The sequence below is a fragment of the Nitrobacter sp. genome, assembly GCF_051535215.1.
Taxonomy (GTDB): Bacteria; Pseudomonadota; Alphaproteobacteria; order Rhizobiales; family Xanthobacteraceae; genus Nitrobacter.
In genome coordinates, this window is sequence record NZ_JBPPLY010000001.1 from 316,449 (window position 1) to 329,523 (window position 13,075).

At 59.6% G+C, this 13,075-nt stretch carries 12 protein-coding genes; 5 read left to right on the forward strand and 7 right to left on the reverse strand.

What is annotated here, in order from left to right; all coding sequences use genetic code 11:
• Window positions 1-32: 32 nt before the first annotated feature.
• From ACS3WB_RS01440 to ACS3WB_RS01450, 3 genes are all read right to left on the reverse strand, one after another.
• On the reverse strand, window positions 33-2,558 hold the full coding sequence (locus ACS3WB_RS01440; RefSeq protein WP_438273809.1) for a caspase family protein: 2,526 nt from the start codon (window positions 2,556-2,558) through the stop codon (window positions 33-35).
• Window positions 2,559-3,062: 504 nt separating this feature from the next.
• Window positions 3,063-3,380: a YMGG-like glycine zipper-containing protein gene (locus ACS3WB_RS01445; RefSeq protein WP_009337919.1), complete on the reverse strand. Its 318-nt coding sequence runs from the start codon at window positions 3,378-3,380 to the stop codon at window positions 3,063-3,065.
• Window positions 3,381-3,480: 100 nt separating this feature from the next.
• Window positions 3,481-3,789 carry a hypothetical protein gene (locus ACS3WB_RS01450; protein WP_438273810.1) on the reverse strand — a complete coding sequence of 103 codons (309 nt, stop codon included), beginning with the start codon at window positions 3,787-3,789 and terminating at the stop codon, window positions 3,481-3,483.
• Between the two features lie 259 nt (window positions 3,790-4,048).
• Here ACS3WB_RS01450 and ACS3WB_RS01455 point away from each other — a divergent pair, with 259 nt between their 5' ends.
• Window positions 4,049-4,273 (forward strand): hypothetical protein, encoded by a 225-nt coding sequence (locus ACS3WB_RS01455; protein ID WP_438273811.1) that lies wholly within the window; start codon window positions 4,049-4,051, stop codon window positions 4,271-4,273.
• On the opposite strand, the gene ACS3WB_RS01460 is transcribed toward ACS3WB_RS01455, so the two are convergent.
• Entirely contained in the window at window positions 4,246-5,007 is a 762-nt protein-coding gene (locus tag ACS3WB_RS01460) for a COG4280 domain-containing protein (protein WP_438273812.1), read from the reverse strand. The two genes, ACS3WB_RS01455 and ACS3WB_RS01460, sit on opposite strands and share 28 nt — an antisense overlap.
• Before the next feature lie 99 nt (window positions 5,008-5,106).
• Here ACS3WB_RS01460 and ACS3WB_RS01465 point away from each other — a divergent pair, with 99 nt between their 5' ends.
• The 3 genes from ACS3WB_RS01465 to ACS3WB_RS01475 all read left to right on the forward strand — a co-directional run bounded on the left by ACS3WB_RS01465 (window position 5,107) and on the right by ACS3WB_RS01475 (window position 8,175).
• Window positions 5,107-5,985 (forward strand): MurR/RpiR family transcriptional regulator, encoded by an 879-nt coding sequence (locus tag ACS3WB_RS01465; protein ID WP_438274020.1) that lies wholly within the window; start codon window positions 5,107-5,109, stop codon window positions 5,983-5,985.
• A gap of 229 nt (window positions 5,986-6,214) precedes the next feature.
• Entirely contained in the window at window positions 6,215-6,880 is a 666-nt protein-coding gene (locus ACS3WB_RS01470) for a response regulator (protein ID WP_438273813.1), read from the forward strand.
• Window positions 6,877-8,175 carry an ATP-binding protein gene (locus tag ACS3WB_RS01475; protein ID WP_438273814.1) on the forward strand — a complete coding sequence of 433 codons (1,299 nt, stop codon included), beginning with the start codon at window positions 6,877-6,879 and terminating at the stop codon, window positions 8,173-8,175. The genes ACS3WB_RS01470 and ACS3WB_RS01475 overlap by 4 nt, the downstream gene beginning before the upstream one ends.
• 297 nt (window positions 8,176-8,472) lie before the next feature.
• Here the strand turns inward: ACS3WB_RS01475 and ACS3WB_RS01480 are convergent, their stop codons facing one another.
• From ACS3WB_RS01480 to ACS3WB_RS01490, 3 genes are all read right to left on the reverse strand, one after another.
• The gene (locus tag ACS3WB_RS01480; RefSeq protein ID WP_245258109.1) at window positions 8,473-10,074 is read right to left on the reverse strand and encodes a glycosyltransferase family 39 protein; all 1,602 of its coding nucleotides are present in this window, start codon (window positions 10,072-10,074) and stop codon (window positions 8,473-8,475) included.
• A gap of 256 nt (window positions 10,075-10,330) precedes the next feature.
• Window positions 10,331-10,633, reverse strand: a complete 303-nt coding sequence (locus tag ACS3WB_RS01485; RefSeq protein WP_009337910.1) for a hypothetical protein — start codon at window positions 10,631-10,633, stop codon at window positions 10,331-10,333.
• A 442-nt stretch (window positions 10,634-11,075) separates the two neighbouring features.
• A complete protein-coding gene (locus tag ACS3WB_RS01490; protein WP_438273815.1) occupies window positions 11,076-11,732 on the reverse strand; it encodes a response regulator transcription factor in 657 nt (218 codons plus the stop codon).
• Between the two features lie 383 nt (window positions 11,733-12,115).
• Between ACS3WB_RS01490 and ACS3WB_RS01495 the strand changes: the two genes are divergently transcribed.
• Window positions 12,116-12,898: a COG4705 family protein gene (locus tag ACS3WB_RS01495; RefSeq protein WP_438273816.1), complete on the forward strand. Its 783-nt coding sequence runs from the start codon at window positions 12,116-12,118 to the stop codon at window positions 12,896-12,898.
• Window positions 12,899-13,075: the final 177 nt, after the last annotated feature.

Here is a 13,075-nt window from a genome sequence, read left to right on the forward strand (position 1 = left end):
GCTAACTCTGTCGTATCAGATCGAAGATCACCTTACCGTTTACAGGGCTGTCCGTTTGGTTGGACGCAACGCTTGGCGGCTTGCGGTGCCGGACGGGCCGCGGGTGGTGGCGGAGGACGAACGACTGGTCGTGCAACCGCAACTGGATGCGGAGCCGTGCGCACAACGGCCGGCGGAACAGGGCGCGACATTTGAGGCGGTTGTGGAGGAGCCGGCCGCGCCATCGGCGGAGGCGCCGGCCGTGCAACCGCCGCTCGCGGTGGGATAGGGCGGACGGCGGGCGGCGGAGCGGGGCGTGCCATCTGCGCGGGTCGCGGCGCCACCCGCGCATTCGGCGGTGAGACGACGTGCGCCGTTGGAGGCGGAGCCGGGCGCACAATGCGTGGCGACATGGTTGTTACCGGACGCAGTCCTTGCTGAAGATGCTGGACTGTCGGAGCCGGCCGACCGCGCTGACTGGGCAATGGCTGGACGGCAGTTTTGCTGCCCGATTGCAAGGATGGCACAGCCGGTGGCGGCAGTGTCCCATGCTGCGCCTGCGGATGCGGAGGCTGAGTCGAGGACGGCATTGTGGCGCTCGCCGGAGGCGCTGAATGTGAGCCCGCGGCGCCAGATAACGGCTGCACCGGTGGTTTGCCGCCGGTCGGTGCAAGCGGGGTTTGCGGTTTACCATTTGTTGACGGCAGCGGTTGTCCGCCGGGAGTGCCCGGCAATGGAGGTGTAGCCGCTTTGCGATCCAGTGAAGCAGGCACCTGTTGGCGCGAAGGGGTGGGCAGTTGGCCGGGCTGCTTGATCGTAGGTTGTGGTCCTGGCATCAGGGGCTTGGTCTGCTGCGCGGGTGTTGGCGGACTGTGCTGCGGCATGGTCATCGCCGCCTTTTTCGCCACTGTTTTCGGCAACGACGGCGCCAGCAAAGCGGCGCCGGCGACTGCGGCACCTGCCGCCGCGATCCCGACAGCGGCTCCATGCGAGGGAGCGGCCGCGACGCTCGGCATATTCGGCGTCGCATGCAGTCCCGGTGGCGGCGCGGCAGGAGAGGTTGCCGTTGGGTTCGTAGCGGCCGGTTGCGGAGCAAGCGCCTGCACCGGCGTTACCGTCTGTGCCTGGCCGCCCGGCCTGGTGATCGTAACCATGTTGGTGGTGTTGTTGATCACGACGGTGTTGTGAATGTTGTTGTAGATGATGTTCTGCGGCGGCGGTGCGATGTATGGCGGCGGGCTGTAATATACCGGCATCGGCACGTAGTCGGGGACCGGCAGGACAAACGCCGCGAAGACGGGGGGCGGTGGCGCCAGCACGACGAAGTCCGGTGGCGGCGGCGGCAGGAAAAAGACCGGTGGCGGCGGTGGGGGCGCGAAATCGTAATCCGGATCGTCAAAAACAAGCATCGGCTGACGGAAATACACCACCTCGTCCTCGGGCGGCGGCGGCACATCATAGCTGATTGCCGCAAAGGTCGGCGGAGGCTCGAATGCCGCGGCGAGATACGCGAGGCGGCGATGGGCGTCGGTGACATGCGGGCCGCGCGGATAGCGGCGCAGATACGACCAATAGGCCTGCGGCGTATCTACATTCCGCGTGTGCCTCCAGGTGATCGCTTCCCGGCGCGCGGCGACGATGGCGCGAACCCGTCTCGCCATCAGGTCGTCAGGATAGGCGGCGAGGAAGTCGAGATAGCCTCGCAACGTGTCGCGTTCGAGTGCAGCGACATAGGCATCCTGTGCGTCAAAATCGCGGATCGGCTTGGTACGCATCGTCGCGGTCTGCGCGGTCGATGCCGCAGGCCGTGGCGCGTCGGGTGCGCGATCGAAGAACGTCACCTGCGCTTCGACCTTCGACGCGTCCCAGGGGACTTCGCCGCCCTTGGTTGTTTCATTGACGCGCAGACGGGTCCGATCGAACACCTCGGCAAGCGGCAGGCCGCCGGTGCGGATCATTTCCGCAAGCGCCTGAGCATAGGCGCCGTACGGCCCCTGCTCCTTCGGAGCCACGGTGCCGGGCGTCGCGTTGAAGGCGATCAACATGTGCGGCTCAGGCTCCACCAGAGCGAGACCGCTGGCCAACGGCTGGCCCGATTGGGCGAACGGGTTCGCGCGCGCGGCATCGAGGACGACGATGCCCGCCTTGATGTTCAGCGCCGCCAGCGGCCGGATGTAGTCCGATAGCCGCAGTGTTTCCAGCGGCACGTCGGTATCGCGCGCGAGCTTCGCATCGACCGGCACGAAGTAATTCTCACCCTCGAGTTGTACGCCATACCCGCCGAGATAGATGAAGGCGACGGTGTCGGGGCCCGACGCGCTGACCTTGTCGAGAAACTCGCGGAATGTACGGCGCAGGGTATCCTGATCGAGATCGCGCGCGCCGACAACGTCGAAGCCGGCGGCCTGTAGCGTTTGGGCGATGAGGCCGGCATCGTTTGCCGTGGTTGGCAATGCTTCCGGCTGATAGGCGGCGTTGCCGATGACAAGAGCAACGCGTTTTTCAGCTTGTTGCGCGTTGGCCGGGTGCAGTGATGTGAACGCGATGAGTACGAATGCAATGCAAGCCAGGAAGCGCATGGATCTTGCTCCGATCATCGCAGATGCCCTGTGCATCTTCTCAAAGAGGCCATGAACAACCCCTGAGCGAAAGTGACCCAAATTATGGCGAGGTTTTGATGGTAGCCTGTCCGACAATCGATCAGTAAGTTGGAATTCTCCAGCTTTGCGTGGCATAGCAACTGAGCAAGCTGAGGGCGAAAACCCAGTGTGGTCAGGCGATGTTCGTCACTTGCCGATTTTTAAGACGCGATGACGACCCAGCTTCAATCCAAGCTTGCCAACTTAGCTGAAACTTAGAAAGTCGCGCGAGTGGGCGACCCGATTCAAAGGCTTCTAACGCCCCACCCGTAGCCGACTTAGCAAATCGAATAAATGCCGAAACGACGCGAATGGTCGTTGGAACGCCAGCATGGTGGCCTGCTCCGACGCCCCTCCATGTTGGATAGCGGCTGCTTTTGCGTCGGTAGGGCAATTGCCGGTATTGCCAGGTGGAAGGCTCACCCTTGGCTTGAGGCGTTCGCGTCAGTACCGTCCTCGGTAATAGCGTTCGTCGCATTCGGCAACATAGATGCGTCCATCAGGGGCGCGGTAGCGGCACATTGGCGGACCGCCTGGACGCGGGTTGGTTGAATCGGCGACGGCCGCTCCGAGCAAAGCACCGGCGCCTGCGCCGAGGAGCGTACTTCCAGTATTTCCGCCAATGGCCTGACCAAGGAGTGCGCCCGTGGCCCCGCCCAGAACGGCGCCAGTAGCGGTGCGCTGCTCTCCATAGGTCTGCGCGCAGCCCGCCAGGACTGCCCCGAGCAGGGCGATAAACGCTGTGGTCTTCAGATTTGCCATGAATGGAGCCCCTACGATGGTGGGGCACGACGGCTACGCTGCCGTGCCAGAGAATGATGATAGTATCTGATTATCCGGTGAATACTTGCTTATCGGCACATCAATCGTCATCGTTCCAGCGACGATGCCAGCCGCCATGCCACCCCCGATCATGTGGCCAGCCGTAATAGCCATTCCCATGCCGGTAGCGGCGCCAACGCCAGTCATCGTCGTCGTCACGATAGTAGCGGTAAGCGCGATCGTAATCCCGACTCCACCAGCAGCGGCCCCATTCATTACAAACCCAACGAACCTGATCCACATTGGATGCTGTGGGCAGCGCCGGAGCGCCCGGCATCGCATTGGCGGCTGTCATGGGCAGGCCACCCAGGGCCGCAGCACACGTAACAACCAGAAACATCTTTCGCATTGAAGCCTCCATCGGTTGCTAAGTGCAGCATAGAGCGTGCCGAATGAACCATGGTTGAATGGATTACGGTTCGATCGTGGTAAAATGTGGGAAAGTTGGGAGCTTTCGATAGCGCCCTCAGGGCCAGCCGAAACATTGGCCAGCAGATCTTCGATTCGATCAACAGAGCAATGCATCAACATTGGATGGACGATCACCCGTCGCTGTCCTGGTACGCGCTTTGGCCGAGCGCTCGTCATCATCTTCATGAGATACTTCGATGTCTGGCCTCACGGGCGGTTGCTTCGACCAGAAGTGCGAGACACCCAAGGAGAAGGACGGCGCCGCCCAAAAGCGGATCGACATGTCCCGCAAGGAGAGCAGCCACGATCGCGACCAGTACCAGCATCGCCGCAGTCAGCTTCGCGTCGGCGAGGAACATGCCGAAAAGCTCCTTGGCAACATCGACGAGAATACTCATCGTGCGGTCACCGGGCGCGGGTGAACGCGTCGAAGCGTAGCCGCCGTTGCGAGAGCGACAACCAAGAACAGCGCGGCAAAGGCAATCAAGGCGATGTCGTGACCGGGCCAATCAATGCCCAGACCCTCGCCTGTCCAGAAAACGCCGAAGGCGGACAGCATGACGCCGACGCCGAATTTCAGGGTGTTCTCGGGAACCTTCGCCAGCGGTCTGTGAACAGCGACACCCACCGTCAAAACGGCAAGGCAGGCTGCGAGCGCGCCGAATGCGGCGGGCCACAGCAAACCACGGCCCGCACCAACTGCGATGACGATAAACGCAACCTCAAGTCCTTCGAGCAGCACTGCCTTGAATGCCGCCAGACCAGCGATCCAATCGAGTGAGGCTCGTCGCTGATTGGCCGTCTTCGACAATTGAGTCGACTCGGATGTGAAAATGGCGTCCTCGTCGTGCAGGGCGATGACGCCGGCCGCCCGCAGGATCGCTTTGCGCAGCCATCCCATGCCGAACAGAAGAAGGAGCACACCGATGACAAGCTGGAGAAGCTGGATCGGGACGCGGCCGAGTAACGGGCCGAGAAGCACGACCGCGAGGCCGAGTACGGCGAGAGCCGAAAGCGTGCCGAGGACTGCCGGTCGCCAACCGCGCAACGTGCCAACCGCGAGGACGATCGTGAACGCCTCCACGACCTCAACGAGCGAGGCGAGGAACGCGGAGCCGATAGCCGGCGCTGCAACACTCCAGGTTGCCGCATCCATTCAACACCTCACGGCTTTGTAGTATTTACGACTTTATAGTATAATTCTCGTAGTAATTATGACGGTTTCAAGGAAGCTGGCCCAAGAAAGTTGACCGACGTGACGATCACGTTTGATGAACGAGTTGCAGACCGTTTCGAGCGGATGAGCCCTGCGGAGCAGCGTGTGATCCGATTCTTTCAGGAAAATCGGGAGGAAGTGCTGATCGCCTCGGCAGCAGCATTGGCCGCCAGGGCGAAGACCAGCGACGCTACGATTGTGCGGGCGGCAAAGGCGCTTGGCTTTGCCGGGCTCGACGATCTACGCCGCACCCTTGCCGGCGAGCTGCGCAGTTTACTCACTCCGGCCGGGCGGCTGACGCGAACACTCAATGAGGTCGGCCCAAGTCTTTCTAACGCGTTCGAGATGACGCTCGAGATTCATCTTCGATCGCTCGAAAGCCTCCGTCGCACCATCACCGCCGATCAGTTTGAGAGGGCTGTAAACAGCATCACCAAAGCGCGGCGCGTTCTGGTCTTCGGCCTCGGGCCGTCGAGCGCCATGGCAGCCTATCTCGTGATCCAGCTTGGGCGCTTTGATCTGGATGCGAGGAGTCTGACCAACACTGGCCTCCTGTTCGCCGATGACCTACGGAAGCTGCGCGAAGGCGATCTCGTCGTCGTCCTGGCCTACGGGCGCGTCTATGCGGAACTGGCAGTCCTCCTTGAGGAAATTCAACGGCGCCGGCTGGCGTCGCTGCTCCTGACGGATACTCTCGCTGCCAGGCTGCGGCGCCGCGTCGATCTCGTTCTGCCCGTGGCACGAGGGCGCGCTGATTTGCTGAGCATGCATACGGCCACGCTTGGATTGATCGAGGCGCTTCTGGTCGGAATCGTAGCAACAAGGCCGCGTCGAACGCTCGCCAGCCTGAAAAAATTAAACCAATTACGCGAAAGACTGGCCGGAAAGGGTGCGGATTTACCGATGTCAGGCTCGTAAACTCGCTGAAGGATGTGCCTCGTGGATCAGGAGATGTCCGCTCAGCAGAATCGGGTGCTGATGATTTCGCTCATTTCCAGCTAACCCAGCGACCCTAAGATTGTTCACCCAATGATCGATGGACGATTGCAGCTTTACGTCCCGCCACGTTATCCATGCATGTCGGCGACGATGCAAAGGATCCTCGAAGATATGTTATCGCAGGCGTGTTACGCGGTCCGGAGATGAAATGCGTGTTCTGTTGATCGAAGATGACCGCATGATCGGCGACAGTCTGATCGTGGCGCTGAAGCATGAAGGAATGACGGTCGACTGGGTTCGCACCGGCGCCGATGGTGAGGACGCGCTGGCCAACGGCGGTCACGGGCTCATTTTGCTGGATATCGGCTTGCCTGGTCGGTCTGGCGTCGATCTGCTGAAAGATGCACGGCGAGCAGGCAATTCCACACCCGTTCTCATCATCACCGCACGCGATGGCGTCGATGATCGCATCATCGGCCTGGATGTCGGTGCTGACGACTATATCGTGAAGCCGTTCGAAATGCGCGAGCTTCTGGCGCGGATGCGGGCGGTGTTGCGCCGCCATGCCGGCGCCGCTCAATCCATCCTGATTGCCGGTGATGTCACGCTGGATCTCGAAAGCCACGAAGCGACCTATCGTGGGACAACGGCCGTGCTTCCGGCGCGTGAATTCGCGCTGATGCACGCTCTGGCCGAGAGACCCGGCGCAATTTTACCGCGATCGCGCATCGAGGAGCGCATTTATGGTTGGGGTGAGGAAGTGGAGAGCAACGCGATCGACTTCCTGATCCACTCGATACGGAAAAAATTCGACAAAGACGTCGTTCGCAATGTCCGCGGCGCCGGATGGATGATCCCGCGGAGCGCGCGATGATCTCAATACGACGGGCCGCGCTGATCTGGATGACGGCCGTCTTGACGATTGTCGGGGCAGTCGCGTTCATCGCCGCATACGTGATCGCGCAACAGGAAGTGGCTGACTTTCTTGACGGCCAACTCCGGCAGATCGCCAACAACGTCGGTGACAACGTGATGTTAACGCCTGCGCCAACTGAGCCACAGGATCCCGAGGATGAACTTGTTGTCGAGGTGTGGTCCCGCGCCGGAGCGCTTTTGCGCCGAACGCCGAACGCACCTTCGGTTCCGCGCCTGAATTCGGCAGGTTTTGCGACCATCGACGCAGGGGGAGTATCCTGGCGTGTGTATCAGGCGCGAGATGCCGATCGAACGGTGCAAATCGCGCAACAGATGGAGGTTCGTCGGGAAATAGCGGCCTCGGCGGCAATCCAGGCAGGAATCCCAATCCTGATTCTTATTCCGTTGGCCTGGCTGGTCGTCGGGTGGTCCGTCGGGCAATTGACCGGCCGATTGCAGCGCCTCGCAGAGAATATCGCTGGGAAAAGCCTCGACAGTCGAGCGCCCGTACCAATAGCTGACGTGCCGGCCGAAATCGTACCGTTGGTCGAGGCGATGAATGGGCTCACCAACCGGCTGCGCGACGCCCTGGACCAACAAAAGCGTTTTGTCGCCGATGCAGCTCATGAGCTTCGCACGCCGTTGACCGCTCTTCAAATTCAAGTCGACAATCTGGATGCACGGCACAATGATACAGACCCCGCATCCACCACGAAGCTACGGGATGGCTTGGCGCGCGCTCGTCGATTGGTCGAGCAATTGCTCCGTCTTGCGCGTTCAGACGAACCAGAGAACGCCCCAACACGAGAAGTCATCGAGCTCTCGAACGTCGTGATGCAATGCGTAGCGGATATGATTACGATAGCCGAATCCAAGGGCGTGGATCTCGGCATCGTGCAATCCGACCCGGTATCGATCGTGGGCTCACGCAGCGATCTTGCGCTTCTTTTCGGCAACCTGATCGACAATGCGGTTCGCTATACGCCGAAAGGCGGTGTCGTGAACGTCTCTATTCGGCGGCTGAACGGCAGGTTCGTCGTCGAGGTGACGGATACCGGCTCGGGCGTGGCGGAGGCTGATATTCCGCGCCTGTTCGACCGCTTCTTCCGAGCCGCGCCGTTGGACGTTGAAGGTAGCGGTTTAGGTCTGGCAATCGCAGCCTCTGTGGCCAGATGTCATGGCTTTCAAATCGAGATCGTCAACGGCCCGGATCGCCAAGGATTGATCGCGCGCGTATCAGGCTCCGTTTCTTGACACAGCGCAGCTCGTTTATAGTTCTCGAGTGCCACAGCGTTTTGAGTAACGTTGACTGAACTCGCCGGATCATGTCGCAGCAGTCCTTCTCGCTTAAACAAGCGGAAGATCGAGCCGCCAATTTCGCTACTGGCGGGTTGCCTCCGTAGGCCCGGACAATCGATCCCTTGACAACCGACATTACTCGAATTCCAGCGTCTGGATCACTTTGGCGCGCGTACGGCGCTAAAGCATCTGATTCAAAACACGTTGTTTGATGTTTTGAGTGTCGTACAGCGGTTCAGCTCCGGCTCACGATCAAAATTTGCATCCTGACATCGCAGCTTGTTTGGTCTTGGCCGAGAGAGGCGGCACTAGCATCGCTGCAACCTTTCGAGACGGTCCCGGATACCCCCAGAGTCGCGTGGTCGCCTGAAATTCCAGGCAAGACCCACGACCAATGCGCTGGCGGGTCTGTTTCATCCAACTCATGCAGACTGGATCGTCGCGGAAACATAAAGCGGTCCATCCATCACTGACCATAGGCGCATCCGGCGTTTCGAGGGGCCGATTGTAACGCGGGTGATCAGCACTGTAAAAAGCCGTTGCATAAATCAGCCCGTCGTCCCCGCCAACGCGAGATAGAGGTACGCCGAAGGCGGCACGCCAACGCTGCGTCACGACGGTGGCTGCTTCTTGATAGTAGTTGCGTCCCTCCTTGAAGGGATGCCAATTCCGGTAAAGCGCATGGAAGGGCGAGCCGACCAGAAAAATAAGCAGCAGGGAAAGCACGATCGCGGCAAGGTTCGTCGTATCTACCCGGTCGACAGGAAAACGTGTGGCGCAGACCGCAACCACGACAGGCATGAACAACGCCTGAAGGTGCCAAATCCCAGGGAGGCTACTTGAAAATGCGAGAGCGGTCGTACCCGCGAGCAGCACGGTTCCAACGAATATCATGGCCAGCAACCATAGCGATTCATCCAAGTTGGCGAGATCGTGCAGCCATTCGTGCCAACGGAAGCGAATCATTGCGATCCACACAATCGTTGGCAAGATCATGAAACCGGCGATTCCGAGGAAAAATTTCGCCACATCGGATACGGACTCGGAGAACGGAAGTCCGGCGTGATCGAGCGCGTAATGGAAAGACGGTTCACCATGGGTCCGCAGCCAAAGAATGTGAGGCGATAGGGCGATCAACCCGGCGACAATCGAAATCCAGGGCGCTTTTGAGCCGAAATATTGCGCACGGCGCGGATGGCAGAGCGCCGCAAAACAGAAGCCGGCAAGCAGAAATACGGAATAGTATTTGCCGAGCATGGCCAGAGCGCCGAGCAGCCCCGCCAGCACTGACCAAAATATATCGCGCTTCTCAAATGACCGAAGGAATGCGTAGGTTGCCAGAGGCCACGCCGCAAGCAGGACGCTGTTGGCATTGAAGCGTTGCGCGTGAAAATCGTAGGCCGGGAGTAGAAACAATAATAAGAGAACAATGAGCCGCTTGTCGCCCCGCACGAACCGCCTTGCGATCAAGTCCACCGACCACAGCGCGACAGCCGCGTTCACCGTTGCCAGAAGCTGGAAGGACCAGTCGGCCTTGGGAAAAATTAAGGTCCAGCCGTGGACCACCCAACCCATCAGCGGCGGATGCTTGGCGTTTCCCCAGGCCCAATCTCGACCGACCGACCAGGTCTCCAACACATCCGGGTGCAGACCGGCATTCCAGTACGCCAAAACAAGCGTCAGGGTCCAAATAGCAACAAAGCCGACCAAGAACGCAGGAATAGCCCAACCTGGTTCAACTCCATCAAGCCAAAGCATGATATTGCGACGCCAGGCTGTGGCGTAGCGATCCGACGGATACGAGATCGCTAGGTTCGATTGATATAACAAATTGTCTGGGGGATCTTCGCGCAAGGGTGCCAACATTAAGGGAGGGACGACGATGGGTTCAGAGATTTACCGCGACCATTGCCGGCAGAAGGTCAGATCAGTGTCTTTGCACCCGGCAGAGGCAGCCTTGCATTTGCAAACGACACAGATCGCACGATCGTATTTCCGCGATCGTGGACTCAGTCTGAAGCTGCGCGAGCGGTCAATTCTGACTCCGCGTCAGTTCGATCGCGCCGGCCTCGTCGTTCGATGAGATAGCGGCGACTCAGTCGGATCGAGATCAATGGCAGATCCTGACGCGTGGGTAGACCCATCGGTCGCTATCGTCGTCCCAGTAGGCGCGGCCGCGGACCCAATGGCATTCTGATTCTTGCTCCGGCGTCACATAGATTTCTGCAGGAGGATCGTCGTATTCGTAGTGTGGGCCGGCTGCCGCTGCACCAAGCAATGCTCCTGCCGCCAAGCCGCCAATGACCCCGGCCGCTATTCCACCATCGTCTTCGCCAGCGTGCGCCGGGGGTGCAAAGACAGTGACCAGTGGTAACGTCGCCAAAACAAGAGCAATCCGCAGAACCCGTTGCATTTATATTCTCCTATCGTATCGCGAATAGCTCCGGCCTGCGCTCCGTCCATCACATGTATCGCCGGCCTCGAGCGATAATCGCCTCAACAGATCGGTCACTGATGTCCCTCGAAATTTAGCTCCGAATTAGTGCAGGGCTCCGCCGAACGATTTTCGATAGACTCCGCCGACCAGGATTGAGCGGTATGTTCGCCGAAGATTTCAGGAGCGCATACGATAGCGTTGACGCATGGAGTAATTGCCCATGGCTCTGCGTAAACGGCGATGCCGATCCCATCACTGGCAAAATCAGGCAGGGGTCATTGGTTTGTCCGCACCTGCGGTGCGCGCGTCGCGAGATCGCCTCATCGACGCTCATTTGCGGAGGCGCTCACCCGTCGCAAGCGTCGCTCTAACGATGGCGACAGGTGGCTCTTAAATCCGCCCGCGCAACAAGGAATGGTCATATTCTATCGACCATCCAGCCGAGACCTCTTACGTTGCGAATAGACGATGTTCCGAGCTTCCTGCGGATCGCGTGGATCAAGAACTCGACGGCGTTACTCGCGATCCTCTCATTCCAGCCGTAGATGTGTCGTTCAAGGTCGGTGCGCGACAAAATTGCTCCTGGACGGAGCATGAGAGCCTGAAGAAGAGCGGACTCGCGTGCCGTCAGGTATACCCTGGCGCCGTTGTGAACGACTTCGTGAGTTGCCGGGTTCAGGCTTATCAGGCCATTGGTCAAGATTAGTGGATTGCCGTTGCCCTTGTGTCGCAGGATGGCCCGCATGCGCGCCAGGAGTTCTCGGATGTCGAAAGGCATGACGAGGCAATCGGCGGCGCCGAGATCGAGCGCGTGGATTCGATCGTCAACCCCGTCACGCGTGGTCACGACGATGACAGGCAACTGAGCGTTCAATTTCCGGAATTCGCGCAGCACCTCGGTACCCTTCGCAGCTGATAGTCCCAGGCCGAGCAACGCAAGATCGTAGGCTTTTGCACGCGCGGCTTCGATCGCGGTTTGACCGTCCGTGACCCAATCCACCACATATGTTGCCTCCCTGAGAGCCTGCATCGTAGCCTCCCCAATCATGCGATCGCCAACCACAAGAACGAGCATGAAATACTCCGTGCCGACGGTGCGCTGGAACGTCTCTCGGCCAATCGTGAAACCAAATCGGCTTGTTTCAGCTGCACTCCTGTCGCTTCGGGGATGGTCTCCGCCTCAGCGTTCGGAAATGGTTTCATATAAGTCCATCGAACAATTAGCGACGCCTTAGCGCCGATGGCTTCAATTTCTTGATCCATCGCTCAGCATCTAAGTTTTCCCTAATTCGGCGGAGTTATCCGACATAGACCTTAGTGGCCTGAACCGAGTCCGGTCCAGGAAACCTGCCGAAGCGCCATCAACCGTCTCGTCGCTGTTATGAATCGAGTGTAACGGACCAAGCTGAGACGACGCGCGCGTGTTTGGAAACAACGATACCAATTGAGGCATCTCTCATGAAAACTGAACTCTCTGAAAGCTTGAACAAGGTCCCCGCAGTCACACTCGGGTTCTGGATCATCAAAATTCTTGCGACGACGCTCGGGGAAACCGGCGGCGATGCGCTCACAATGACTGTTTTCCACGCTGACAAGAATGCACACAACGGCGGATATCTGATCGGCACCGGAATATTCCTTGCCATCTTCATTGCCGCAGTTGCGGCTCAGATCTCCACGAAGAAATTCAACGCCTGGGTCTACTGGATCGCCATCGTGGCGTCGACGACCGTCGGCACGGCCATGGCGGATTTCTTCGATCGCTCCTTGGGGATCGGTTACACCGGTGGTGCGTCGATCCTCTTTTGTCTCGTCCTAGCTTCTCTTGCGATCTGGTATTTTGCCATGGGCTCCGTGGACGTCATGACCGTCGCAACGCCAAAAGTCGAAATCTTCTATTGGGTGACGATCACCTTTTCCCAGACGCTCGGCACTGCCCTCGGCGATTGGCTCGCTGATACTGGCGGGCTCGGCTATCAGGGCGGCGCGCTCGTTTTCGGTGCGGCACTGGCCGTCACCGCCGCGCTCTATTACTGGACGAACGTATCGCGCGTGCTCTTGTTCTGGGCGGCCTTTATTTTAACGCGACCGCTCGGGGCGACCGTAGGTGACTTCCTCGATAAACCGATCAGCCACGGCGGTCTCGACTTGAGCAGGCCGCTTGCTTCGGCAATGCTGGCGGCAATCATCATTGGCCTCATCTTGCTGTTGCCTCAGCGCGCCGGCCGGCACCCGGCATGACCATGGACGAAACGATATGCTGCCTCGCACCGACACAAGATGGGCGTCTGCGGACATTGTGAGGAGAGCTCCAAGAAGACACATGGGGCGGCGGATCAGTTCCGCCGCCCTCGCTGCGGGGCTGACGGTCACGTGTCTCGCTCCGGCGATAGCCGGGCCGCCCTATCAATCCGACGA